A 25402-nucleotide genomic window follows, 5' to 3' on the forward strand; every position below is an offset into this window, starting at 1 on the left:
GTCAGCGGCTCGCCGGCGCGCGGCCGTAGAGAAGGAGCATGGCGACGATGACGACGCCATAGATGATCTGCCGTCCCGCCTCGGGCATCTGCATGACCGACAGGATGGATTGCAGCAGCGTGATCAGGATCACGCCCGCGACCGTGCCGAGATAGGAGCCGCGCCCACCCAGGATCGAGGTGCCACCGAGCACGACGGCCGCGATCGACGGCAGCAGATAGGCATCCCCCATAGATTGCGCCGCCTTGGAGGCGTAACCCGCCAGCAGCACGCCGCCAAAGGCGGAGAGCCCGCCGGAGACGGCAAAGGCGATCATCACCACGCGTCTTGTGTCGATGCCGGAGAGATAGGCGGCGCGCTCGCGGTTGCCGATGCCATAGACCGCGCGGCCAAAACCGCTGCGGGTCAGCACGAACACCATCGCGGCCCCGATCAGCGCCCAGATGATGACCGCGTTGGGGACGCCCGGAATGGTGAAGCCGGTGGCCAGGTAGCGCATGGCGCCAGTGGCCGAATCCTGCGGCGAGAATCCCCCGGTGTAGACCACCATCAGCCCTTGCGCGACGGCGTTGGTGGCCAGCGTGATGATCATCGAGGGGATGCGCAGATAGGCGACGCCAATGCCGTTGACGACGCCGATCAGCACGCCACAGAAGATGCCGAACGGGATCGCCAGCGCCACGCCGGCCGGACCATAGGCCGCCGCCGCGCAGGCCATCATCGCGCCCGCCGCCACCGACCACGGCACCGACAGGTCGATCTGGCCGAGCAGGATGACCAGCATCATGCCGGTGGCAATGACGCCAAGGAACGAAGCCACCTTGAGCTGCTGCAAGAGATATTCAGGCGACAGGAAGCTGCGCGAATAGAGGCTGCCCACCAACAGCAGCACCACGATGCAGGCAAAGGCCGTCAGCACCGCCGGATCGGCGCGGCGGATGAATTTCGGCATGCGGCCGGCAATGCCGCCCAAGGTCGTCTCGCTCACAGGAACCACTCCAGCCGGTTGCGGACCCGAAACAGGGCGAAGGCGCCGAGGCTGACGGCGACCAGCAGGATAACGCCCTGGAACAGCGGCTGCCAGAGCGGATCGAAGTCGAAGACGAACAGAAGATCGCCGATCGTGCGGAAGGCCAGCGCGCCGAAGATGGCGCCGATGGCACTGCCCTTGCCACCGAACAAGGAGACGCCACCCAGCACCACGGCCGCGATCGAAAACAGCGTGTAGGCGTTGCCGCTGGCATAGGCTGCCTCCCCCGTATAGGTGAAGAAGGTGAGGAACAGCCCGCCGATCGCGGCCAGCAGGCCGGCCAGTGTGTAGGCGGCAAACTTGCCGCGACGGATCGGCACGCCAGACATGTAGGCAGCCGTTTCCGAAGAGCCGGCCGCGTAGGCGGCACGGCCGAGTACCGAACGGCTGAACGGCACCCAGATCAACAGCACGACCGCCAGCAGCACGACCAGGCTTGCCGGCACCAGATCGAAAAAACGTCCTGTCATGGCATCGGCCAGGTCCTCGTTGACCGAGCCGCCCGGGAATGGGCGCAGCAGGAGGCCCACTCCGTAATAGACCGCGCCGGTGGCGATGGTGGCGACGATCGGCTGCAGCCGCCCATAGATGACGATGGCGCCGTTGATGGCGCCGCACAGAAGGCCCGCCGCCAGCACGGCGATGACGCCGAGCGTGGTCTGCATCGGCGTGCCCACCACCAGCCAGGAGGCCAGGCAGTTGGTGAGCAGGAAGATCATGCCGACGGACAGGTCGATGCCGGAGGTGATGACGACCAGTGTCTGCGCCATGGCGACGAAGGCAAGCAGCACGCCCTTGTTCGCGGCCGTCTGCACGACATTGGCGGTGAAGCCCGCCGGATGGTTGGAGGTGTAGATGACGAACATGACGATGAAGATGCCGAGCGCCAGCAGCGTTCCGCGCTGCTCGGCCAGCCAGTAGCGCCAATCTTTCACGCTTCCGCTCCCAGGCCCACCGGGCTCTCCTCGCCATGGATGTTGAGCGCGCTCGATATCAGCGCCCGTTCGGTGATCTCGGCGCCGACCAGTTCGCGCTTGACCGCCCCGTCATAGAGCACCAGCACGCGGTCGCAGCAGCCGATCAACTCGTCATAATCGGTCGAATAGAACAGGATCGCCGCGCCCGCGTCCGCCAGCTTGCGCATCAGCTGATAGATTTCCTGCTTGGTGCCGACATCGATGCCGCGCGTCGGATCGTTGAGCAGGATGATGCGCGGCTGGCGCATCAGCCATTTGGCGATGACCACCTTCTGCTGGTTGCCGCCCGACAGCGCGCCGACCGGGATGTCGAGACCGGCCGTCTTGATCGCCAGCAGGCCGACCATGTCGTCGATCAGCCGCTGCTCGGTGGCGCGGTCGATGATGCCCCCTTTCGACAGCCGGTCAAGCGCGGCGAAGGACAGGTTTTCGCGCACCGTCATCGGCAGCATCAGGCCTTCGGTCTTGCGGTCTTCCGGGATGAGCGCCATGCCGATGCCATCCTCGCGGGCCGCCGCCGGGCTGGTAATCGTCACCGGCTTGCCGTCGATCAGCACCTCGCCCGAGAGGCCACGCAGCACACCGAAGAAAGCAAGCAGCAGTTCGCGCTGGCCCTGGCCGTCGAGCCCCCCGAGGCCGACGACCTCTCCTGCCCTGACGGTCAGCGAGATGTTGTCCAACCGGTCGGCCCAGGACAATTTGCGCGCCTCGAGCCTGGGGGCGGCGTTGGCCGCTGCCGCCGGCGGCTTGGGCGGAAAGATATGGCTGTACTCGCGGCCGATCATCAGTTCGACCACCTCGTTGTCGCTCTTCGAGCCGGCCTTGTAGCTGGCGACGTTGCGCCCATTGCGGAACACCGTGCAGTGGTCGGCGAGTTCGGCGATCTCGTTCATGCGGTGCGAGATGTAGAGCAGCGCCAGCCCTTCCGAACGCAGCCGCTTCAGCACGCCGAAAATCTTCGAGACATCGGCGGCAGTCAGCGCCGACGTCGCCTCGTCGAGGATGAGGATACGCGGCTTGCGCGCCAAGGCCTTGGCGATCTCCACCATCTGGCGCCGTGACAGCGGCAGGTCCTTAACCAGCGCCAGCGGATGGATGTCGGCGGCGCCCGCCCGCGCCAGCGCGTCCTCGGCGATGCGGCGCTGCGCCTTGCGATCGATCATGCCGAAGCGTTTGGGTGGATCCGAAATGACGATGTTGTCGGCAACGCTGAGTTCGGGGATCAGCGACAATTCCTGGAAGATGCAGACGATGCCGGCCTTGTTCGCCGCACCGGGCGAAGCGAAGGTCACTTCGCGCCCATCCAGCATCATGCGGCCTTCATCAGGCGCCACGACACCCGCCATGACCTTGATCAGCGTCGACTTGCCAGCCCCGTTTTCACCGAGGATGGCATGGATGCTGCCGGTCTCGACCGTCAGCTCGGCCTTTTCCAGCGCCCGCACGCCGCCATAGCGCTTGGAAATGCCTTCCATGCGAAAGAGTGGAGCCGCACCGTCCATCAACCCTCCCAGGGGCAATCATGGGATTTCAGGGCTGGCGCCGCGGGTTGACCCGCGGCGCCGGCGATAGCAGTGAGCCTACTGGTTTTCCTTGGTCTGCCCCATGATTTCCTGGGCGCTGAAATTGATGCCGCAGGTTGGGAAGGAGTTGCCGACGAAGAAATTGTCGGACTGGTCGGGGAAGAAATCCTGGCCAGCCTTGAAGTTCGGATCCTCCACAATAGCCAGCGGCAGCTTCACCGATTGCGGCACGACATTGCCTTCGAGGGCCGCGATTGCCGTCTTGATTGCCACCGCCACCTGGGCGGGGCCGGTGCCAGCCGAAGAGCACTTCAAGCCGTCGCCGGCATGCGCGGCACAGAACTTGCGAAAACCGTTCTCCGTCTCGCCGCCGAACGGAACGAATGGATGCTTGGCATCCATCATCGCCTGCACGATGCCGGTGTCGCCGCCTTGCCCGGTGATGCCGTCGAACGGTCCGTTTGTGGCAATCGCGTCCGCCGTGGCTTTCTGGGCAACGCCGTCGTCCCATTTGCCGACCACCTCGGTGACTTCCCATTTCTTGCCGGAGCCGTCGAGGACCTCGTGGATGCCGGCATGACGGTCCGTGTCGACGGAAGTGCCGGCGACGCCGCGCACTTCGAGTACCTTTCCGCCGTTCGGGACATGCGAGACCAACCACTTGCCCCACAACGCGCCAAGGCCCTTCTGGTCGACGTTGACGTTGATGGCATCCTTGGTGTCGAGGATGTTGTCGAAGGCGACCAGCACGACACCGGCCTCCTTCGCACGCTTGATGACTGGTCCGAATGCGGTCGGGTTCTGCGCGTTGACGACGATCGCGTCAAAGCCGGAATCGATGAAATTGTTGATCGCGGAGATCTGCGCCGGGACGTCCTCGCCGGTCGACACAACCTTGAATTCCTTCAGCTTTTTGGCGACATCCGGCTGTGCCGCATACGCCTTGGCGGTCTGCACCATCTGGATGCGCCAGGTGTTGGCGATGTAGCCGTTGGCCAACGCAATGCGGTATGGTCCGGCCTTCTTGGGAAACTTGAAGAATTGCGTATCGGCTGCCCATGGGGCAAAGCAGTCCGGCTCGGCTGCCGGTCCCTTGACGATTTCCGGGCCTCCGGCCATCGCCGCTGAGCTCAACATGACGAATGCAGTGGCGGCAACGATGCCACCAACGAGTGACTTGATCATCGATATTCCTCCCAGTTGCAGTTCTGACTTGTTTGTTTAGCTGCAGTAGAATGACGTGTTCGCCCCAGCACCTCCCGCCCTGGCCGGCCACGCACGTCAGGTGGCCAGCACCGACCTCTCCCTCCTCGTTGCTTCCTTAAGCTGCAACGAAAGTATCATATTATCAATAATAAACAAGGAAAATTCTGTCGCTTATGTATAATAAACAGCGCTTAGACTTGATGCCGGTTCGAATGGTAGCGCTACCAAGAATGCCTGTAAAGGCTGATTTCAGCAGGGTCTAAACTGCTTCAGCGTGCCGTGCTCTCGCGCCGCTTGAGCTCGAAGCCGAGGTCGACGACACGCTCCTGCGGCCGATCACCGGCGATGGCCGCCAGCGCCATGGCGACAGCGCGCCTGCCGATTTCGTAGCGATGGGTGCGGATGCTGGTGATCGACGGAAATGCCACCTGCATCATCTCGAGATCGTTGAAGCCGACGATGCCGATGGTCTTCGGCACATCGATCGAGGCGCGATGGCATTCAAACAGCACACCGAGCGCGATATCGTCATTGTTGCAGAAAACGCCGTCGAGCGTCGGCATCTTGGCAAGGGCGTCGCGGAACAATTCACGGCCAAGCGACACGCTGGAAAGCACCGGCGTGGTGGTGACCAGGCGCGGGTCGAACAGCCCGGCCCTCTCCATCGCCGCGTGGTAACCGGCGAGGCGCCGCTGCGAGCGCGGATCCATGCGTGCACCGATGAAACCGATCCGGCGATACCCCGCCTCGATCAGGTGCTCGGTCGCCGTCCTGCCGCCGTCGAGATGCGAGAAGCCGACCATCATGTCCACGGGATCGGGTCCGGTCTCCATCACCTGAACCACCGGGCAACCGGCATTCTCCAACAGTTTTCGCGAGGTGGGCGTCTGGTCGATGCCGGCAACGATCAGCGCTGCCGGCCGCTGGGAGCCGAACAGCTGGAGCAGCCGCTCTTCCTCCAGTCCGGAATAATGCGTGTTGCCGAGCTGGATGCGGAAGGGGCTGTCCGACAGGCTGTCATAGATGCCGCGCACCACCTCCGCGAAGACGTTGTTGGTCAGCGAAGGCACCAGCACACCGAACACTTCCGCTCGCGCCGAGGCCAACGCGCGTGCGTTCGGGTCCGGCACATAGCCAAGCTCTTCGACGGCGGCCAGGATCTGGCGGCGCAGTTCCTCGGAAACGCGCTCCGGTTCGCGCAACGCGCGCGAAACGGTGATGGCGCCGACGCCTGCCTTGCGTGCCACATCCGATATGGTCGGGCGGCCACCGCCCCGGCGCGAGCGCGGCTTGATCAAGGCCTTGGCCCATGCGCATGGCCATCGAAGCGCGCCCGCAATGCGATATTTCCAGCTGTCGCCATCTCACCGGCCTGTTGCCGCACCCATCGGCCCCTGGCGTCGCGCAGGGACTGGCTGTTGTCAAGCCGAGCCACTGAGTGGCTGTGCCTGGCCTTCCTCAGGCGGCTAAGGCGGCCCTGTGCCTCGCCTTCCACATGAACAGGCCGATCGCCAGTATGTTCAAGAGGTTCCAGGCGATGCCGTTCAGGAACGCGGCGGCGTACGAGCCGGTCAGGTCGTAGATCCAGCCCGACATCCAGCCGCCGATCGCCATGCCGAAAATCGTCGCCATCATGACGATACCGATACGCTGGCCGGCCTCCTTGGCCGGCAGGTACTCGCGCACGATGATCGCATAGCAAGGCACGATGCCGCCTTGTGACAGGCCGAAGACCAGCGACACGACATAGAGCGAGGCGAGCCCGTCGAACGGGATATAGAACAGCAATGACAGGCATTGCAGCACCGAGCCGATGAGCAGGGTTTTGACGCCGCCGATGCGGTCGGCGACGAAGCCCGAGGCAAGCCGGCTGACGACGCCCGCCGCCATCATGATCGACAGCATGTCGGCGCCATGCGCCATGCCGTAGCCAAGATCCATGCAATAGGCGACGATGTGAACCTGGGGCATCGACATCGCCACGCAGCAACCCAAGCCGGCGACGACCAGCAGCGCTTGCATTGCCCCCGGCGACATAGGAATCGGCTGCACCGACCGGCTTCCGGGCGAGCCGGCGGCAGCCGCTTCCGGCGCGCCGCGCCGCAGCAACAACACCAGCGGCACCATGGTGACCAGGCAGAAGACGCCGATTGCCGCATAGGTGAAGCGCCAGCCTTCCGCCTTGATCAGCGTCGGCATGATGGTGGGCCAGATCGCTCCGGCGAGGTAATTGCCGGCCGCCGCCGCCGTGACGGCGACGCCGCGGCGACGATTGAACCAGTGCGAGATATCGGCGATCAACGGTCCGAAGATCACCGATGTGCCGAGACCGATCAGCACCCCTTGGGCAAGGGTGAATTGCAGGATCGAGGTCGACAGCGCCGCGAGCAGGAGGCCGGCGGAGAGCGCGATCGAGGAGAACAGCGCCGGAATCCAGTAACCCATGCGGTCGATGGCGCGGCCGACCAGCACATTGCCGGCGGCAAAGCCGACCATGGTCGCGGTGTAGGGCATGGATGCCGCGGCGCGGTCGACGCCGAACTCGGCCTGTACCGCCGGCAGCACCACGACAACGGCCCACATGCCGACCGCGCCGATTGTCGCCAGCAGCATCGAGATGGCCAGCCGCATCCAGGCGTAGGAACTGTCGATACCGGGACTGGGCCGGCTCAAGTCGGTTCGGGTCAAAGGCGTTTCCTGTCGGCGGTCTCGAAAACCGGTCGCCGTTGTCGCCACTATCCGCGCATTCCCCGTCCATAGCAGCGCCACGACAGGCAAATCCGTGGCTCCAGAGCGGAAAGGCAGGTGGGAACCGACATCCATGTGTGGAGTTTCCGATCAGCAACCCCGCAAAGGAGTCCAGCCATGACCGCCACCAAGCAGAAATGGTCGGCCGAGGTAACCGAGCACAGCGATGCGATGGATCTCGAGGAGCATGTCTTCGAATCCGACGACGCCAAGAAGATTGCCGCCTCGCTCAAGCGGTCGGCCGAACACAGCCACCGCCGCAAGGCCGAACCCTTCCAGTCCGCCATGTCGATGCTGAATTTCTACATCAACAGGGCCGGCAAGAACCTGCCCGCGGCGCGCAAGAAGGTCCTCGAGGACGCCAAGGACGAACTGCGCGAAGCATTCGGGCGGCCAAAGGAGGACTAGCCGCCCTCGCCCGCCAATGGCTCCTGACTGGACAGGGCGTCCTATTGCTTGATGTCGGGTTCGACGAGCCTGGCCAGGTTCCGCAGCGATTCCTGCCAGCCGAGATAGCAAGCTTCCGCCGGAATGACATCCGGGATACCGGCCTGGGTGATGTTCACTTCGGTGCCCACGGACACTTTCTTCAACGTCACGGTCACCTCGATCTCGCCGGGCAAGTTGGGATCGTCGAACCTGTCGGTGTAGCGCAGGAGTTCGCCCGCGACGAGCTCGACATACTCACCGCCAAATGAGTGGCTGTCGCCAGTGGTGAAGTTGCGGAACGACATCTTGAACGTGCCGCCGACCTTGCCCTCGAAGTGATGGACCGTGCAGGTGAAACCGTTCGGCGGAAGCCATTTGGCAAGCGCATCGGCCTCGAGGAACGCACGGTAGACCTTCTCCGGGCTGGTGGTCAGAACGCGATGCAGACGAACGGTGCTGGGCATGTCGATACTCCTTCGTGGTCTCTGTTCGATACCCCAAGGACGGTTATCACACGGCCGATCCGACACAGGCTTTTGAGTTTTTTGACGGTGGCGGCCTCAATTGCTTCGAGCCGGCAAGGCGGAAACACCCGCGCAAATGGCTGTGTCGCTGAAGTTCTATCGCGAACGAATGACGTTGTCGGTATTGGCCAGCAGCTTGCGCACGGCATTGCGCGCCGCATCCGGCCGCTGCAGGCGAATATTCTTTTCGATTGCCTCGTGCATCTTCTGGGCGAGCTGCAAATCGTCGAGTTCGCGGGTCGTGTAGGCAAACAGGTGATCGAAGGCGGATTCGATCAGCACGCCGAGCGGGACCAGCAGGTCATTGCCGGAGGCACGCAGGATTGCGAGGTGGAAGCGGGTGTCGGCGCGGGTCCGTTCCTGCAGACTTTTCGCCTCGCCCATCTCCCGGCAAGCCTGGCTGATCTCGGCCATCTGCTCGTCGGTCCGCCGCATGGCGGCAAAGGCGGTCGCTTCCGGCTCGATGATGTGGCGGAATTCCTGCACCGTCCTCAGGAACACCTCGCGGTCGGGCGACGTCGCGTACCAGGCGAGCACATCGCGGTCGAGCAGGTTCCAGCGTTCTTTCGGTTCGACCCAACTGCCGATCTTGGGGCGCGATGCCAGCAGGCTCTTGGCCATCAGCATCTTGATCGCCTCGCGCACCGCCGACCGGCTGACGCTGAAGGTCTCCGACCACTTGGCTTCGTTGGGCAGGATGGTGCCGGGCGGATAGTCGCCGCGCACGATTCTGAGCCCGATCTCGCTGGCCAGCGACGTGTGTACGCTGGAGCCGGGAATGCGCGCCGCGTCGGGCCGGCGAACACCTGCCGGGCGTTCGCCGGCTTCAGCCTTTTTGGGCGATTTTTCCTTGTTCGGCCTCGCGTCCCGCATGAATTCCAGAAAGGCCGGTTTAGGGAAGCTGTCAAGCGCGGTGCGGCCATTGGGCGGCAAAGCCGGCTTCTATGCACAACCCAGCGCGATTCGACCTCGCTCAGGCGGTCTTGACGTATTTGCGCCAGCTATGCTCCGGCCGGAAGCCGAGCATGTTGCGCGCCTTGCGGTTCGACAGCAGCGTCTCGTATTCGCCGAGTTCGCCCTTGACCGGCACGCCGGGATAGAACCGCTTCAGGAGTTCGGCGGTCGGCAGATCGGACGAGGTGTCGTCATTGGCGGCGTTGAATACCTGGTAGCCCAGCCCATCCTTCTCGATGGCGCGCAGCGTGATCTGGCCAAGGTCGCGCGCGTCGATATAGCTCCAGGCGATACGTTTGCGAAAGCCCGGATCGGCGAACCATTTCGGAAACAGCGAATACTCATGCGGCTCGATGACGTTGCCGATGCGCAAGGCATAGATGTCCGTGCCATTGCGCTGCGCGAAGGCGCGCGCCGTCTTCTCGTTGACGATCTTGGACAGCGCATAGCTGTCCATCGGATCGACGTCATACTCCTCGTCGAGCGGGAAATGCGTGGGGTCGCGCGGCTCGTTGGCGAACACCAGGCCGTAGGTCGTCTCGCTGGAAGCGATGATCACCTTGCGGATGCCGAGCTTCACCGCGGCCTCGATGACGTTGTAGGTGCCCATCGCGTTGATGCGGAACACCTCGTTGTCGGGTGTGATCATGATGCGTGGGATGGCGGCGAAATGCACCACGGCGTCGACGGGCTGCGGCCGCAGCGACGGATCGAATTCGTGCAGCCCCATATAGCTCGACAGCGCGTTGAACACCTGGCCGCTGTCGGTGATGTCGGTGATCAGCGTGCGCACCTTGGGATTGTCGAGCGGTTTGGTGTCGATGTTGAGCACCTGGCAGCCCTGCTCCACCAGATATTGCACGACGTGGCGTCCAGCCTTGCCGCTGCCGCCGGTGAACATGATCCGCTTGGTCATTTCTGGTCTCCACGAAAGTCCTGGGATTTACGTCTATTGTCAGACAATATTGCTTTCTGCAACCGTCTATGGCTAAAACAGCGGCAACATTATCGATAATCACAGGACAGGACAGACAGCATGAACACCACCGCCACCAGCGAGACAATCGGCTTTGTCGGCCTTGGCCTGATGGGTCACGGCATCGCCAAGAACATCGTCGACAAGGGCTATTCCCTGACCTTTCTCGGCCGCAAGAACCGCAAGCCGGCGGAGGATCTTCTCGGCCGGGGCGCTCGTGAGGCATCGACCTCCCGAGACGTGGCGGCCGCATCCGATATCGTCTTCATCTGCGTCACCGGCTCGCGCGAGGTGGAGGCCATTATTCGCGGTCCCGGCGGCCTCAAGGAGGGTTTGAAGAAGGGGTCGGTCGTCGTCGACTGCTCGACCTCGGATCCGGTCTCGACGGTGGCGCTCGCGGCCGAACTCAAGGCGCTCGGCGTCGACTATGTCGACGCGCCGCTAAGCCGCACGCCGAAGGAAGCGTGGGAAGGCACGCTCGACGCCATGGTCGGCGCGCCCGACGCCGTCTTCTCCAGGGTCAAGCCGGTGATCGACACCTGGGCTGGCCGCATCGTCCATATCGGCGACACCGGCGACGGCCATCGCATGAAGCTGCTCAACAATTTCATCTCGCTCGGTTACGCCGCCATCTATTCCGAGGCATTGGCGCTGGCCGAGAAGGTCGGCATCTCGCCGCCGCGTTTCGACAGCGTCATCCGCAACGGCCGCATGGATTGCGGCTTCTACCAGACCTTCATGCGCTGGACGCTGGAAGGCGACCGCGACGCCCACAAATTCACCATCGCCAATGCCTTCAAGGACCTGACCTATCTGGAATCGATGGCGGGCGCGGCGGGCATCGCCAACCCGCTCGGCAACGCCACCAAGAATTCCTTCGCCGGCGCCCATGCCACCGGGCCGGCCGAGCAGTTCGTGCCGATGCTGGCGACCCATATCGCCAAGGTGAATGGTATCGACCTGATGCCGATGAAGGATGGCAAGAAGCAGACGATCTAAGGCCCCGGACGGCTGGCCTTACCGCCGGCCTCTTCCGATCCCCTCATCGGTGTCGGCGAGCAGCTTGTGCACGGCGTTGCGGGCGGCTGCCGGCCGCTGCAGGCGGATGCTCTTCTCGATCGCCTCGTGCAGATTCTGCGCCCGCCGCTGATCGCCGACCTGGCGCGTGGTGAAAGCGAAGAGATGGTCGAGCGCCGATTCGATCAGCACGCCGAGCGGCACCAGCAGGTCGTTGCCCGACGCCCGCAGGATGGCGAGGTGGAAGCGCGTATCGGCACGGATGCGCTCGGCCAGGTTGGCCGCCTCCCCCATCTCGCGGCACGCCAGGCTGATCTCGGCCATCTCCTCGTCGCTGCGCCGCATCGCGGCAAAGGCGGAGGCCTCCGGTTCGATGATGTGACGGAACTCCTGCACGGTGCGCAGGAACGCCTCGCGATCCGGTGCGGTCGCGTACCAGGCCAGCACGTCGCGGTCGAGCAGGTTCCAGCGCTCCTTCGGCTCGACCCAGCTGCCGATCTTGGGACGCGATGCCAGAAGGCTCTTGGCCATCAGCATCTTGATCGCCTCGCGCACCGCCGAACGGCTGACATTGAAGGTTTCGGCCCATTTGGCCTCATTGGGCAAGATGCTGCCGGGCGGATAGTCGCCGCGCACGATTCTGAGCCCGATCTCGCTGGCGAGCGATGCATGAACGCTGGACCCGGGAAAGTGCGCCGCATCCGCCCTGCGGACGACCGCCGTATCGCGGTTGGCTTGCGCCTTCGCCCGACCAGCCTGTTTCTTTGCCTTTTCGTCCGGCATCCACGTTCCAATAGGTCGGCCGTCTGTCGCCCGGATTGATCCGGAGCCGCGCGGCGTGCCGATCCCGTTGCCGAAAAACCAAACCATGGGCGCGACAAAGCCGGAGCCGCTGGCCCCTGAAGCGTCTGCCCAAATCATCCGACGAGGTGGAGGGGCGCCCGCTTGGCGGGCGCCCCTGATCGAAAACCCTACTTCTGGATGCAGGTGTCGACCGTGTCCTTGGTGCATTCGTCGAGGCCGGTGAACACCGGATCGTCAACCTTCTTGCCCGTGACCAGGTCGATCATCACCGATGGCGCCTTGTAGCCCATTTCGAAGGGCCGCTGGCCGACCAGCGCGGTGACAAGGCCGTCCCTGGCGATCGCCACCTCGTCGCCGATCGTGTCGGCGGCGCCGATGACGAAGTCGTTCTTGGCCAGCCGGTCCTTCAGCGGTCCGACCAGGTCGCGATAGGGCTGCGGCGCGCCGAACAGCGGCCAGCCGCCCATGATGCCGAACGCGTCGAGCTTGGGATTGGCGGCGAGGATGTCGGTCATCGCCTGAACGCCCTTGGCGCCGTCGTCATTGGTGAACACCGGGCAGCCGGCGACTTCCGTCCAGCCGCCTTCGCCGGCAAGGGCCGCGAGGCCCTCCTTGCCCGTCAGCGCGTCGCGCATGCCTTGCGCGCGGCGCAGGATGTTGTCGGCCGCCGGATTGCCCTCGATGGTGCAGATCGTGCCGCCGTTCGGCTTGGCCTTCTTGATGTACTCGCCGATCTTCTTGCCCATCAGATAGTTGTCGGTGCCGAGATAGGTCTTGCGCAGCGCCGCGTCTTCCTTGGCGAGGTCGGCGTCGACGGTCATGATCGGGATCGACGGATTGGCGCTCTTGATCGTCTGCGCGATCAGCGGCGCGTTGGACGGCGAGATCGCCATCGCCACCGTGTCGGCCTTGCTCAGCATATCCTGCACGATCTGCGCCTCGCCGGCCTCGTCGGAAGTCGATGCCGGGCCGGTGTAGAAGCATTCATATTCCGAGCTGGCGTTTTCCTTGTTCCACTTCTCGCAGCCCTGGTGGATGGCTTCGAAGAACGGATTGTCGAGACCTTTCACCACGATGACGAGCTGCTTCTTGGCCAAAGCCGGCCCGGCGCCCAGCGCCATGGCGGCGACGGCGGCGAGCAATACTGTTTTCCTCATGTCAGTCCTCCCTTGGAAACAGACGGACACGGCGTGCCCGCCACACAAACCAGCCAGGATGCGAGATGACTGAGACGCGTGCGCTCATTCAATCCGGCCAGGCCGATAAGCATTTTCAGATGCGACCAGTTCAGCGATGACGCCGCACGATCGCCAAAACCTTCCGAACGGTGGCGCCGCCGATGGCGTCGTCAAGGCCCGCATGTCTTCCTCCGACGCTCAACTAATAACGGCTTGCCGCCAACGTCAATTGCTATTTGTCCTACAAAACTGATTTTTCAAAAACAGCGCGCCACTATTCGTCTGACAATTGCCCGTCGACAATTGACGCCCGCGACGCCATTCGCGTAAATGACGGCATCGCTGTCCCGGGAGGAGTTGGGAAGGCGAATGGATGCCGTCGCCTGTCCGCGGGCGGATGGGCCTGATATGGGAGGCAAAGACTGGTGGCGGTTCTCGAACTCACCAACATCTCGAAGCATTTCGGCGCCATCCAGGCGGTCAACGACGTGTCGCTGTCGATCGAGCCCGGACAGGTTGTCGGCCTGATGGGAGACAATGGCGCCGGCAAATCGACGCTGGTCAAGATGATGGCCGGCAATTTCCGGCCGAGCCATGGCACGATGCGGATGGATGACAAGGAGCTGATCCTGCATAAGCCGGTCGAGGCGCGCCAGCACGGCATCGAGATCGTTCACCAGGACCTGGCGCTCTGCAACAATCTGACTGCGGCGGCCAACGTCTATCTCGGCCGCGAATTGCGCCGCGGCGTCGGCCCGTTCCGCATCCTCGACTACGCCGCCATGTACAAGCGCGCCGGCCAGATCTTCGCCGAACTGAAATCCGAGACCCGCCCGCGCGACCTCGTCAAGCAGATGTCGGGCGGCCAGCGCCAGGCGGTGGCGATCGCCCGCACCATGCTGTCTCAGGCCAAGATCGTGCTGATGGACGAGCCGACGGCGGCGATCTCGGTGCGGCAGGTCGCCGAAGTGCTGAACCTCATCCGTCATCTGCGCGACCAGGGCATCGCTGTCGTGCTGATCAGCCACCGCATGCCCGACGTCTTCGACGTCGCCGACCGCGTCATCGTCATGCGGCGCGGCCGGAAGGTCGCCGACAAGGCGATCGCGTCGAGTTCGCCCGAAGAGGTCACCGGGCTGATCACCGGCGCCATCGAGCAGGTGGCATGAGAATGGCGAACCCGGATTTCACCGCGCATCGGCAGCGCAGGAAAGGTCGATAATGGCAGTCACCCTTGACCAGACGATCGCGCAGAAGCAGCACACCTTGCTGTCGCGCCTGTTCTCCAGCCAGACTTTCTGGGTGGTGATCGCCGTCATCCTGGCCTGTATTTTCCTGTCCTTCGCCACCGACGCATTCGCCACCTCCAAGAACCTCTACAACATCACCCGCAACATCACCTTCGTCGCCATCGTGGCGCTCGGCATGACCTTCGTCATCATCACCGGCGGCATCGACCTGTCTGTCGGTTCGGTGCTGTGCCTGTGCTCGATGGTGCTGGCGGTCACCATGCATGCCGGTTATTCGATAGAGATCGGCATTCTGGCCACTATCGCCACCGCGCTCGTCATCGGCGCCTTCAATGGCATTTTTATCGCCTACCTGGGCTTTCCGCCCTTCGTGGTGACGCTCGGCATGCTGTCGATCGCCCGTAGCCTTGCCATGGTCGCCTCAAACAACACCGTCGTCTTCCAGTTCGGGCCGGACCACAACAAGCTGCTGGCGCTCGGCGGCGGCGCCTGGGTGTTCGGCATCGCCAATCCGGTGCTCTACATGATCATCCTGGCGCTGATCACCGGCTTCATCCTGCGCTGGACGAAGTTCGGCCGCCATATCTTCGCCATTGGCGGCAACGAGCACGCGGCGACGCTGACCGGCGTACCGGTCAAGCAGATCAAGGTCGCCGTCTACATGATCTCGGCGCTGTCAGCCGGCATTGCCGGCATCATCGAGACCGGGTGGCTCGGCGCCGTCACCACCAATCTCGGCAACGGCATGGAACTGCAAGTGATCGCCGCCACCGTCATCGGCGGCGCCAATCTGGCCGGCGGCGTCGGCACCGCCTTCGGCGCCATTGTCGGTGCTGCCCTCATCGAGGTGATCCGAAACAGCCTTGGCCTGCTTGGCATCAACGCCTTCTGGCAAGGCACCTTCATCGGCGGCGCCATCCTGCTGGCGGTTCTGTTCGACCGCATCCGCAATTTCAGGCGCAGCGACTGAGAGCACGTCGTCGAAGCGCAATTCGTTCTGGTTCCTATCGCTCAGTCTGAAAATCGGCTGAAGCCGACCGCCATTGGTTCCGGCCAACAACCGATGCCTTGACGGATACCGAAAACCGGCCGCACAATCCCCCTGCAGGCGAAGGGAGGCCAGTCGCCTGCGGGAGGATATACCCATGACGGAAGCGATCAGGCTCTACTGGGGCCGGTTCGGACATGTTTCTGTCCTGAATGTCGCGAGCGACTTCGTCACCCATGCCCATGTCGAGGCGCATCTGATCATCTGGCTCGAAGGCACCGCCGGCGAGATGACCATCGGCCGTGAGACGGTCCGCCTCGGCCCGGGTACCGCCGCCGGCATCAACTCGCTCCAGCCGCATAGCCACGTCCTGTCTCAGGACGGACGGCCGGGCCTGTTCCTGGCCTTCTACATCGACCCGGACTGGGCGCGCCGCCGCCGCGACCTGCCGTCCAGCGCGCCGCTGTTCTCACAGGCGGCGATCGCGCTCGAGCCGTGGCTGCACCAGGCCGCCGCCAGCCTGCTCGATCATCTCACCGACAATGAAAGCGTCGACGACGTCGCCAACTACGAGATCGAGCGCTTCATCGACTCGGTGCTCGATGCCGCCGACGCCTCGGCGCCGCAGGAAGCGCGCGGCCGCATCAGCACCATGCAGGATTTCCGCGTCCGCAAGGCGATCCAGCTGATGAAGGCCAATGTCTGCGAGCGCATCTCCTTCGACGATGTAGCCCGCAGCGTCGGCCTGTCGCGGCCGCATTTCTTCGCCTTGTTCAAGGAACAGACCAATCTGACGCCAAACGTCTACTGGAACACGCTGCGCATGGAGGAAGCGGTGCGGCAGCTGCAATGGTCGCAGGAGCCGCTGATCTCGGTCGCCTGCAATCTCGGCTTCACCACGCAGGGCAATTTCTCGCGCTTCTTCCGCGACCATGTCGGCGTGCCGCCGACGCTCTACCGCGAGGCCGCGCGGGCCACGGCCTGAGTCGGCGCCATCTGTTTTTCAGACTGGTTGATACGCGCTCAAGACGCATTGATAAGCGCTGCCCGCTCCAGCGCCCTACCCTTGCCGCAACGAACTCCGCAAGGGAACACCATATGCCCAAAGTCACCATCTCCAGCGTCATCGACGCACCGGTCGAAAAGGTCTGGGCGCGCATACGCGACTTCAACGGGCTGCCGGGCTGGCACCCGCGCATGGTCGAGAGCCATATCGAGGACGGCAAGGATGCGACCACGATCGGCTGCGTGCGCAACTTCCAGCTCGCCAGCGGTGCCCGCCTGCGCGAAAAACTGCTCGACTTTTCCGATGACGATTTCCTCGTCAGCTATTCCATCCTGGAGACGCCGCAGCCGCTCACCAACCACAAGGCGACGCTGCAACTCAGGCGCGTCACCGACGGCGACCGCACTTATGCCGAATGGACCGCCAGCTTCGACGCGGCCCCCGAGGATGCGGACAAGCTGGCCGAGGGCATGGGCGCCAATGTCTTCCAGGGCGGCTTCAATGCCCTTAAGACCCATTTCGCCGGCCAGAGCTGAAGGAGCGGGCCATGGCACTGGCGCTGCAGACTTTTACAACGGTAAAGGACGCCAATGCTGCGCTGACGGCGGCTGGCAGCCGCTATCTCGGCGGCGGGACGCTTGTAGTTCGAGCCGCCAATGAAGGCGATATCTCCGTCGCCACTCTTGTCCGCGCCACCGACCCAGCCCTGTCCACCATCGCCCTGTCCGGCGGCAAGGTCCGCATCGGCGCCTCGGCGACCATGGCGGAGATCGCCCGCCATCCGGAGCTTGGTACCCTTGCCAAGGCCGCGCGCGCCGTCGGCGGTCCGGCGATCCGCAACATGGCGACTGTCGGCGGCAATCTGTTCGCGCCGTCGCCCTATGGTGATTTTGCCGTAGCCCTGCTGGCGCTCGACGCAACGGTCGGCACCGATGACGGCGACACGCCCATCGAAACCTTCCTGGCCGGGCGGGACAACAGCCGCGCCATCGTCACGTCGGTCAGTTTCATGCTTCCGAGGGCCGGCAGTTTCCGCTTCCTCAAAGTGTCTCGGGTCAAGCCCAAGGGGGTCTCGGTGCTGAGCATTGCGATCGTTCTGGAACAGGCTGGAAACGGGACCGTCTCCTCGGCGCGGATCGCGCTCGGCTGCATGGCCGATCGGCCGGTGCGCGCCAGGGCGGCGGAAAACGCACTGCTGGGAAAAACGCTTGATCAAGACGGCATCGCGGCAGCGCTGGCCGCCGCCACCGAAGGCGCCGCGCCGATCACCGATCCCATCGCCAGCGCCTGGTACCGCGCCGAAGTGCTGCCGGTCCATCTCGGCCGGCTGCTGCTCGGCTGATGCCTGTCGCCCAAAAGTGTGAAGCGGTTCTGGGAGAACGACAAGCACAAAAATGAACACGTCGGGGGGCGCGCGCTTGCCCTGCGGGGCAGGCGCGCAAGGAGGAAGAATGGCAAAGGTCCCGGTTCAATTCACGCTCAATGGCTCTGAAAAGGCCGAATTCGTCGACAGCGGCACGACGCTGCTCAATGCGTTGCGCGACAAGATCGGCGACACCTCGCCAAAGGGCGGCTGCCACCAGGGCACGTGCGGCGCCTGCTCCGTCATCGTCGACGGCGAGTTGAGGCTCTCCTGCCTGACGCTGGCCCAAACCTGCAACGGCGCAACGATCACCACCACATCGGGCCTTGCCGAAGGCGGCGTGTTGCACCCGCTGCAGCGCGCCTTCCTCGACACTTTCGCCAGCCAATGCGGCTTCTGCACGCCGGGCATGATCATGGCCGCCAAGGTGCTGCTCGACCACACGCCCAACCCCAGCCGCGACGAGGTCGTCGAAGCGCTGTCCGGGAACATCTGCCGTTGCACCGGTTACGAGCCGATCATCCAGGCGGTGCTCACCGCCGCCCGCGCCAACTCGCAGAACGCGGCCTGAGGGACCAAAAGAATGGAACTGCGCAAGAGCTACTTCGCCGATGTCCGCAAGGACGATCTGCACGAGATCGGCCAGGCCCGGCCACGCTCGGATTCGCCCGGCCATGTCACCGGCAAAACCACCTTTTTCGCCGACCGTAACTTCCCCGGCATGCTGCATCTGAAGATGGTGCGCAGCCCGCACCACCATGCCCGCATCCGCTCGATCGACACCTCCGAGGCCGAGATGCATCCGGGCGTCGTCAAGGTGCTGACGGCCAAGGACGTGCCGCACAATGTCTACACCATCCTGATCCTCATCCAGATCGGTCCCGAGGATGAGACGGTCCTGGCCGACGGCAAGGTGCGCTGGAAGGGCGAGGCCGTGGTGGCGGTGCTGGCCGAAACCGAACGGGCCGCCCAGGAAGCCGCCGCCAAGGTCAAGGTCGACTACGAAGTGCTGCCGGCGGTCTTCGACATGGAGGAAGCGCTGAAGCCCGGCGCGCCCATCGTCAACGAATATCACGGCCAGAATTATTACCTCTATGATAGCGGCGAGTGCCGCAAGGTGCGCTTCGGCGATGTCGAGGCGGGGTTTGCCGGGGCCGATCACGTGCTGGAGCAAAGCTATCAATCCTCGCCCATCGAGCACGCGCCGACCGAGACCACCGGCTGCGTCGTGGCGCCCGAAGGCAACGACCGCTTCACCTGCTACACCAACACGCAGGCGATGTTCTTCACCTTGGACAACACTTCGATCATCCTGCAGATGCCGGGCTCGAAGCTGCATTTCGTCGGCGGCACCGTCGGCGGCGGGTTTGGCGGCAAGGTCGACGTCATCGTCGAGCCGATCGCCATCCTCGGCGCAAAATTAACCGGGCGACCGGTCTGTTTTATCTACAGCCGGGAGGAGGAGATGCAGATCTCCTCGCCGCGCGCGGCCGAAAAAGTCGTCATCAAGGACGGCGTCATGAAGGACGGCCGCATCGTAGCGCGCAAAGTCACAGGCTACACCGATGCCGGCGCCTACTCTCGCCACTCGCCCTATGGCGCGCAGAAGGGGGCCGGGCACTATCCCGGCCCCTACACCATCCCCAATGTCTGGATCGACACCTACTGCGTCTACACCAACCGCACACCGTCGTCGGCCATGCGCGGCTTCGGCGTCACCATCGGCGACTTCGCGCTGGAGGTGCAGATGGACAAGCTGGCCCGGCTGATCGGCATGGATCCGCTCGAATTCCGCTTCATCAACGCCTATCGCGACGGCGACATGAAAGCGCATCGCCAGCCGACCGAGGGCGCGGCACTGATCGAGTGCATGCAGGAAGCAGCGCGCGCCGCCAACTGGCCGGTGGCGGAGAAATACATGGCGATGTCCTCCTACAAGAAAGGAGCCTGAGATGGCGATCCGGCGTGGACGCGGCGTCGCCGCGATCAACTACCCCACGGGCATGAATCTCGGCGGCGATCCGACCCAGGCGCTGGTGCATTCGACCCCGACCGGCAATTTCATGGTGACGCTTTCCAGTGTCGATCTCGGCCAGGGCATGAAGCAGATCATGGCGCAGATCTGCGCCGAGACGATCGGCGTGCCGACCGACCGCGTCGTCGTCGACACCGCCGACACCGACACCGGCCCGCACTGCATGGGCACCTTCGCCTCGCGCGGCACCCACCGCGCTGGCAATGCCGTGATCCAGGCCGCCAAGGAGGCCCGTCAGGTGATGCTGGAAGTGGCCGCTGAAGAGCTGGAGGTGAATGCCTCGGACCTCGAAACCGACGGCCAGGGCAACATATTGGTCAAGGGCGCGCCGCAAAAGTCGATCTCGATCTTCGACGTCGCGCTGTCGGCGCATTTCAAACGCGGCCGCTCGATCTCCGGCCGCGGCATGTTTTTGATCCCCCGCTCCTATCCGGAGAAGGAAACCGGCGCGATGAAGCCGTCGACCTGCTACGCGCATGCGTGCACGGTCGCTGAAGTCGAGGTCGACGACGAGACCGGCGAAGTGACCGTGCTCACCGTGAAGAACGTCTTCGAGATCGGCCGCGCGCTGAACCCGAAAATGGTCGAGCAGCAGCTGGTCGGCGGCTCCTGGATGGGCATCAGCCACGCACTCTACGAGACGACCGAGCCCTATTATCCCAACCGCGACCATGGCGGCACCGATTTCAACCAGTATTTGATGCCCGGTCCCGGCGACCTCGCCGAGACCGAAATCATCGTTCTGGAGCGTCCGTCCGCCGACGGACCATATGGCGCCAAGGGGCCGGGCGAAATGTGCGCCAACCCGCAAATACCGGCGGTCGCCAATGCCGTCTTCGACGCCGTCGGCGTGCGCATCGACACGCTGCCGATCACGCCGGAGCGCATTTTGCGGGCGCTGAAGGCGCAAGCGAACTGAGTGCCGAAAATGCCCGAGGTGAACACCGAGACTGTCGCGACCTCGCCGGAGGCGGTGGCACAGCATCTCGCCGCCTCGCGCTATCTGGCCGACGAAAGCCTCGCCACCGCCATCTTTCTTGCTATCCGGCTCGGCAAGCCGCTGCTGCTCGAAGGCGCGCCGGGCGTCGGCAAGACGGAAGCGGCCAAGGCGATCGCCGCGCTGCTCGGGCGCGATCTGGTGCGGCTGCAATGCTACGAAGGCATCGACGCCGCGCACGCGCTCTACGAATGGAATTATCAGCGCCAGTTGCTCGCCATCCGTCATGCCGGCGAGCACGAGATCGACATCTATGACGACCGTTTCCTCATCGGCCGTCCCCTGTTGCAAGTGCTGAAGGCGCCGCAGCAGCGCGTGTTGCTGGTCGATGAGATCGACCGCTCGGACCATGAATTCGAAGCGCTGCTGCTGGAGTTCCTCTCCGACTTCCAGATCAGCATTCCCGAGCGCGGCACCATCCGTGCCGAGGCACAGCCGATCGTCGTGCTGACCTCGAACCGCACCCGCGAACTCGCCGAAGCGCTGCGCCGCCGCTGCGTCTATCACTGGATCGGCTATCCCGACGCCGAACGCGAGGCCGCCATCATCATGCTGCGCGCCGGCGATGTGGCGCAGGCCACTGCTCGCGCCGTGGCGGCGGCTGTACAGACCATCCGAGCACGCCCACTCGCCAAGCCGCCCGGCATCGCCGAGGCGGTCGAATGGGCCAATGCCGCGACCATTCTTGAAAAAGGCGGTAGCCCCTGGCCGGAAGCCTTCCGCCGCGCCATCGGCGTGCTGATCAAGGACGAGGAAGACCTGTCCTACATTGCTCCGGAGCTCGGCCGCATCGTCAAGGAGGCGCTGGCGTGATGCGGGGAGTCAACAAGCCTCTGTCTCTAACGTCGGCGGGACAGCGCCCCCCTCTGTCCTGCCGGACATCTCCCCCACAAGGGGGGAGATTAGCAACCTCGGCGCTTCGCTCAATCCTACTACGTTGGAGGTTGGCGAAAGCCGGGATGACATCCGATCTCCCCCCTCGTGGGGGAGATGTCCGGCAGGACAAAGGGGGGCGCGAAGGAACGCAACGGTCGGAATATTTCTGCCATGCCGCGCGACCGTAGCCTACCTCCGGCCTCGGCACCCTTCCTCGGCTTCGCCCGGCTGCTGCGCCAGTACGGTTTCGCCATTGCCCCCGAACAAGCCTCCGGCTTCATGCAGGCGATAACCTTGCTTGGCCCCCGCTCGATGGGCGACATCCGCGACGCCGCCCTTGCAACACTGGCGCCACCGCCCGACCGCCGCGACGAATTCGAAGCGCATTTCCAGAGCCATTTCTATGGCAACACTTCGGCCGTCACCGAAGGCGAGGCCGACGAGGAAACCCGCATCAAGGATGATGGCGGCGCCGACGACGAACGGATCGAAGCCGAGCAGCAACAGGAAGGCGGCGAACTGTCCTCGGCGCTGGAGCAGTTGAGCACCCGCGACTTCCAACGCGACGATGACAGGCTGACCGCCTTTCACCGCCAACTGTCATCCGCGCTCCCCGCGCGCCGCTCGTTCCGCACGGTGCGCACCCATTCACGCGGCAAGCTCGACCTGCGCCGCTCGCTCAGGGAAATCGTCAGCGCCGATGGCGATGTCCCCTCGCCGCTGCTGCGCCGCCGCCAGACCGTGCCGCGCAAGCTGCTGATCCTCATCGACGTTTCAGGCTCGATGAAGTTGCACACAGCGGACTATCTCAAGCTGGCGCATGCCGCCGTTCAGGGTGCTGACCGGGCAGAAATATTCACCTTCGGCACGCGTCTGACCCGCATCACCACGGCGTTGCGCGTCCGCGACCGGGACCAGGCGCTGGCGCGCGCGGCCGCCCAGGTCGACGACTGGGACGGAGGCACCCGCATGGGGCCGACGCTGCTTGCCTTCCTCTCCGTGCCGCGTTTCTCCTCCTTTGCGCGCGGTGCAGCCGTCGTCATCCTGTCCGACGCGCTGGAGCGCGGCGATCATGCCGAACTGGAAACGGCCATCCGCCGGCTGAGCGCCCGCGCCTTCCGGTTGTCGCTGGCGACCCCTTTGGCCGGCGACCCTCGCTTCCGGCCGGAGACCGCCGCGCTCGGCGCCATCCTGCCAGTGCTTGACGATCTGGTCGACGGCTCGTCACTTGCCGGTCTGACCGATTTCATCCTGTCGCTTGCCCGCCCCGCGCCCGTGGCGGCGGCAATCTGGAAGAGGGTATCGTGATGCAGAAAGCCATCGACGCGCATTTCCACATCTGGCGCCAGCAGGACCAGCCCTGGCTGGTCGGGCCGATGGTGCCGCGCATCTTCGGCCCTTACGAGCCGATCCGCCGCGATTATCCGATCGGGGAGTTTCTTGCCGACCAGCAGGGTTCCGGCGTAGAAAAAGCGGTCTATGTCCAGACCAACTGGGCCAAGGAGGATTTCGAAAAGGAAGTCGCCTTCCTGCAGAAAACGGCTGACGAGACCGGCTGGCCGCACGCTATCGTCGGCTATGCCGACATGACGGTCGACGATGTCAGGCCGCAGATCGACCGCTTGAAAAAATATCCGCTGCTGCGCGGCGTGCGCATGCAGCTGCACTGGCACGAGACGCCGGCCTTCCGCTTCGCTGCCTCGGCCGACCAGGTGATCGACCCGAGAGTGCGCGCCAATGTCGCGCGGCTGAAAGATTACGACCTGTCCTTCGACCTGCAGCTCTTCCCCGCCCAGATGAAGGACGGACTGGCGCTGGTCGGCGAGAATCCGCAAACCAAATTCATCCTCACCCATGCCGGCATGCTGACCGGCATGGACACGGAAACCACCGAGGCCTGGAAGGCCGGCCTGCGCACGCTGTCGGCTGCGCCCAATTTCTATGCCAAGCTCTCCGGCCTCGGCACTTTCGTCCACCGCAACGACCCGGCTCTCATCGCCTATATCGTCGACAACGCGATCGACATTCTCGGAACCGATCACCTGATGTTCGGCTCGAACTTCCCGATCGAAAAGCTGTGGACCAGCCACGCCGAACTGATCAAGGCGCACCGCGATGCGGTGGCGAAGCACGGTCCGGCCGCCGAGGCGGATATCTTCTGGAATACGGCGGAGCGGGTGTATCGGCCGGCTTAACGCAGCGGTCTTCCTTCCCCCCTTGTGGGAGAAGGAAGAGCCGCCGTGCTTCCTTATTGCGTGGGCAGCATGCCTTCGACGTCGCTTGCAGCGTCGCCGAGCGCCTCCTTGGGCGTTGCCGACTGGTCGACGATCCGCGACAGATTGTCGACGATGGTCTGTGTCACCTTCACACCGTTGGTGCCGGGGAAAGCATACCACGGAACCATCAGCGGCATTTGGCTCAGACCAGCCTGGAACAGCGGGTTCTTCTTGTAGAAATCGCCGAGATATTCCGGCGATTTCGCCGCCAGTTCGTTGTTGGGGACATAGCCCGTGCCGGGCACGACGACCGACGCGCCATAAGGACCAGCGGCGAACTTCGCGAACTTCCAGGCGGCGTCCTGCTTGGCCGCGTCCTTGGTCAGGATGACCGCGGCGTTGCCGCCGGTCGGCAGATGGCCGTTGATCGGATCGATCAGCGGGATCTTGGCCGTGCGCAGCGTGAACTTGTCGCCGACATTCTTGATCGTGTTGACCAGGGCGCCGGTGGTCTGGAATTCGAAGCCGACCTTGCCGGCCGCGAACGCTTGCTCGCCAGCCGGCTTGGTGAAGACCGGCATGCCGCCCTCCTTCACCATCCGCTCCAGGATCTCGACGGCCTTCTCGCCTTCCGGCCCATTGAAGGCGACCTTGCTTTCGTCCTCGTTCAGCATCTTGCCGCCGGCGCCGAACAGCAGCGCCGAGAACATCCAGTCGTCACCCTGCCAGCGGAAGTCGATGCCGTCGACGCCTTTGCCGAGCGCCTTGATCTTGCCGCCGAGCGCGATGACCTCGTCCCAGGTCTTGGGCGGGTTGTCCGGATCGCCGCCGGCGGCCTTCACCAGGTCGGCATTGTAATACATGATCGGGTTCGAGGTGGCGAAGGCGAGGCCGATCTGCTTGCCGTTGACTTGCGCCAGCTTCAGGATCGTGTCGGAAAAGCCGAGCTCCGCCATGTTGCCTTCCTTCTTGACCAGCGGGCCAAGATCGACGGCAACGTCGCGCTCGTTCAGCATGCGCAGGCGATTGAGGCCGATGAAGGTGATGTCGGGCATCTCGTCGGTGCCGGCCTGGCGAAGGATGGTCTGGATGCCTTCCTCATAGGTGGCGGACGGGCTGGCGAACTGGATCTTGATGTCGGGGTTTTCTGCCATGAACTTCTTCGAGATCGTGTCCATCACGTTCTTGAAGAAGCCGGGCATCGGATAATGAACCGTCAGCGTCGTGTCGGCATAGGCCGGAAGGGCGAAGGTCAGCGAGACCGCCGCCGCTGCAAGAATCCTGGGAAGTTGCTTCATGTGCTCG

General features: G+C 64.1%; 25 protein-coding genes. 13 read left to right on the forward strand and 12 right to left on the reverse strand.

What is annotated here, in order from left to right; translation table 11 throughout:
• Position 1: 1 nt before the first annotated feature.
• From EN804_RS10260 to EN804_RS10285, 6 genes are all read right to left on the reverse strand, one after another.
• On the reverse strand, positions 2–988 hold the full coding sequence (locus tag EN804_RS10260; protein ID WP_127873182.1) for an ABC transporter permease: 987 nt from the start codon (positions 986–988) through the stop codon (positions 2–4).
• Positions 985–1965 (reverse strand): ABC transporter permease, encoded by a 981-nt coding sequence (locus EN804_RS10265; protein ID WP_127280764.1) that lies wholly within the window; start codon positions 1963–1965, stop codon positions 985–987. Before EN804_RS10265 ends, EN804_RS10260 begins: the two co-directional genes overlap by 4 nt.
• Positions 1962–3509, reverse strand: coding sequence for a sugar ABC transporter ATP-binding protein (locus EN804_RS10270; RefSeq protein ID WP_135919308.1), 1548 nt, complete (start codon positions 3507–3509; stop codon positions 1962–1964). Before EN804_RS10270 ends, EN804_RS10265 begins: the two co-directional genes overlap by 4 nt.
• A 78-nt stretch (positions 3510–3587) precedes the next feature.
• Positions 3588–4715, reverse strand: a complete 1128-nt coding sequence (locus EN804_RS10275) for a sugar ABC transporter substrate-binding protein (protein WP_135866273.1) — start codon at positions 4713–4715, stop codon at positions 3588–3590.
• A gap of 290 nt (positions 4716–5005) precedes the next feature.
• Positions 5006–6034: a LacI family DNA-binding transcriptional regulator gene (locus EN804_RS10280; RefSeq protein ID WP_135919309.1), complete on the reverse strand. Its 1029-nt coding sequence runs from the start codon at positions 6032–6034 to the stop codon at positions 5006–5008.
• A 160-nt stretch (positions 6035–6194) separates the two neighbouring features.
• Positions 6195–7424 (reverse strand): MFS transporter, encoded by a 1230-nt coding sequence (locus EN804_RS10285; RefSeq protein WP_127279255.1) that lies wholly within the window; start codon positions 7422–7424, stop codon positions 6195–6197.
• Between the two features lie 177 nt (positions 7425–7601).
• Between EN804_RS10285 and EN804_RS10290 the strand changes: the two genes are divergently transcribed.
• On the forward strand, positions 7602–7892 hold the full coding sequence (locus EN804_RS10290; protein ID WP_135919310.1) for a DUF3175 domain-containing protein: 291 nt from the start codon (positions 7602–7604) through the stop codon (positions 7890–7892).
• A 41-nt stretch (positions 7893–7933) separates the two neighbouring features.
• Here EN804_RS10290 and EN804_RS10295 read toward each other — a convergent pair whose 3' ends face one another.
• From EN804_RS10295 to EN804_RS10305, 3 genes are all read right to left on the reverse strand, one after another.
• Positions 7934–8377: an SRPBCC family protein gene (locus EN804_RS10295; protein ID WP_135919311.1), complete on the reverse strand. Its 444-nt coding sequence runs from the start codon at positions 8375–8377 to the stop codon at positions 7934–7936.
• Positions 8378–8533: 156 nt separating this feature from the next.
• The gene (locus tag EN804_RS10300; protein ID WP_135919312.1) at positions 8534–9310 is read right to left on the reverse strand and encodes a FadR/GntR family transcriptional regulator; all 777 of its coding nucleotides are present in this window, start codon (positions 9308–9310) and stop codon (positions 8534–8536) included.
• Between the two features lie 100 nt (positions 9311–9410).
• On the reverse strand, positions 9411–10307 hold the full coding sequence (locus EN804_RS10305; RefSeq protein ID WP_127279251.1) for an NAD(P)-dependent oxidoreductase: 897 nt from the start codon (positions 10305–10307) through the stop codon (positions 9411–9413).
• A gap of 120 nt (positions 10308–10427) precedes the next feature.
• On the opposite strand from EN804_RS10305, the gene EN804_RS10310 reads away from it, so the two are divergent.
• Positions 10428–11366, forward strand: a complete 939-nt coding sequence (locus EN804_RS10310; RefSeq protein ID WP_135866269.1) for an NAD(P)-dependent oxidoreductase — start codon at positions 10428–10430, stop codon at positions 11364–11366.
• Between the two features lie 18 nt (positions 11367–11384).
• Here the strand turns inward: EN804_RS10310 and EN804_RS10315 are convergent, their stop codons facing one another.
• Both EN804_RS10315 and EN804_RS10320 read right to left on the reverse strand, forming a co-directional pair.
• Entirely contained in the window at positions 11385–12167 is a 783-nt protein-coding gene (locus EN804_RS10315) for a FadR/GntR family transcriptional regulator (protein ID WP_127280593.1), read from the reverse strand.
• A 188-nt stretch (positions 12168–12355) separates the two neighbouring features.
• Positions 12356–13345: a sugar-binding protein gene (locus tag EN804_RS10320; protein WP_127280594.1), complete on the reverse strand. Its 990-nt coding sequence runs from the start codon at positions 13343–13345 to the stop codon at positions 12356–12358.
• A 446-nt stretch (positions 13346–13791) separates the two neighbouring features.
• Here EN804_RS10320 and EN804_RS10325 point away from each other — a divergent pair, with 446 nt between their 5' ends.
• From EN804_RS10325 to EN804_RS10380, 11 genes are all read left to right on the forward strand, one after another.
• Positions 13792–14535, forward strand: a complete 744-nt coding sequence (locus tag EN804_RS10325) for an ATP-binding cassette domain-containing protein (protein WP_135919313.1) — start codon at positions 13792–13794, stop codon at positions 14533–14535.
• A 52-nt stretch (positions 14536–14587) separates the two neighbouring features.
• Complete coding sequence (locus tag EN804_RS10330) at positions 14588–15586, forward strand: ABC transporter permease (protein ID WP_135916686.1); 999 nt, start codon at positions 14588–14590, stop codon at positions 15584–15586.
• Between the two features lie 175 nt (positions 15587–15761).
• Entirely contained in the window at positions 15762–16589 is an 828-nt protein-coding gene (locus tag EN804_RS10335; RefSeq protein WP_127278864.1) for an AraC family transcriptional regulator, read from the forward strand.
• A gap of 113 nt (positions 16590–16702) precedes the next feature.
• Positions 16703–17146 (forward strand): SRPBCC family protein, encoded by a 444-nt coding sequence (locus tag EN804_RS10340; RefSeq protein WP_127278865.1) that lies wholly within the window; start codon positions 16703–16705, stop codon positions 17144–17146.
• An 11-nt stretch (positions 17147–17157) separates the two neighbouring features.
• Positions 17158–17952, forward strand: coding sequence for an FAD binding domain-containing protein (locus EN804_RS10345; protein ID WP_135919314.1), 795 nt, complete (start codon positions 17158–17160; stop codon positions 17950–17952).
• A 109-nt stretch (positions 17953–18061) separates the two neighbouring features.
• Entirely contained in the window at positions 18062–18544 is a 483-nt protein-coding gene (locus EN804_RS10350) for a (2Fe-2S)-binding protein (RefSeq protein ID WP_135919315.1), read from the forward strand.
• Positions 18545–18556: 12 nt separating this feature from the next.
• Positions 18557–19924, forward strand: coding sequence for a xanthine dehydrogenase family protein molybdopterin-binding subunit (locus tag EN804_RS38655; RefSeq protein ID WP_127278868.1), 1368 nt, complete (start codon positions 18557–18559; stop codon positions 19922–19924).
• Position 19925: 1 nt separating this feature from the next.
• Positions 19926–20927, forward strand: a complete 1002-nt coding sequence (locus EN804_RS38660) for a molybdopterin cofactor-binding domain-containing protein (protein WP_135919316.1) — start codon at positions 19926–19928, stop codon at positions 20925–20927.
• 9 nt (positions 20928–20936) lie between these two features.
• A complete protein-coding gene (locus EN804_RS10365; RefSeq protein WP_135919317.1) occupies positions 20937–21818 on the forward strand; it encodes a MoxR family ATPase in 882 nt (293 codons plus the stop codon).
• Between the two features lie 234 nt (positions 21819–22052).
• Positions 22053–23189, forward strand: coding sequence for a VWA domain-containing protein (locus EN804_RS10375; RefSeq protein ID WP_135919318.1), 1137 nt, complete (start codon positions 22053–22055; stop codon positions 23187–23189).
• Positions 23189–24076 carry an amidohydrolase gene (locus tag EN804_RS10380; RefSeq protein ID WP_189524139.1) on the forward strand — a complete coding sequence of 296 codons (888 nt, stop codon included), beginning with the start codon at positions 23189–23191 and terminating at the stop codon, positions 24074–24076. Before EN804_RS10375 ends, EN804_RS10380 begins: the two co-directional genes overlap by 1 nt.
• A gap of 53 nt (positions 24077–24129) precedes the next feature.
• Here the strand turns inward: EN804_RS10380 and EN804_RS10385 are convergent, their stop codons facing one another.
• Positions 24130–25395: an ABC transporter substrate-binding protein gene (locus tag EN804_RS10385; protein ID WP_135919319.1), complete on the reverse strand. Its 1266-nt coding sequence runs from the start codon at positions 25393–25395 to the stop codon at positions 24130–24132.
• Positions 25396–25402 lie beyond the last annotated feature (7 nt).

This window comes from Mesorhizobium sp. M8A.F.Ca.ET.161.01.1.1 (assembly GCF_004792105.1).
Taxonomy (GTDB): domain Bacteria; phylum Pseudomonadota; class Alphaproteobacteria; order Rhizobiales; family Rhizobiaceae; genus Mesorhizobium.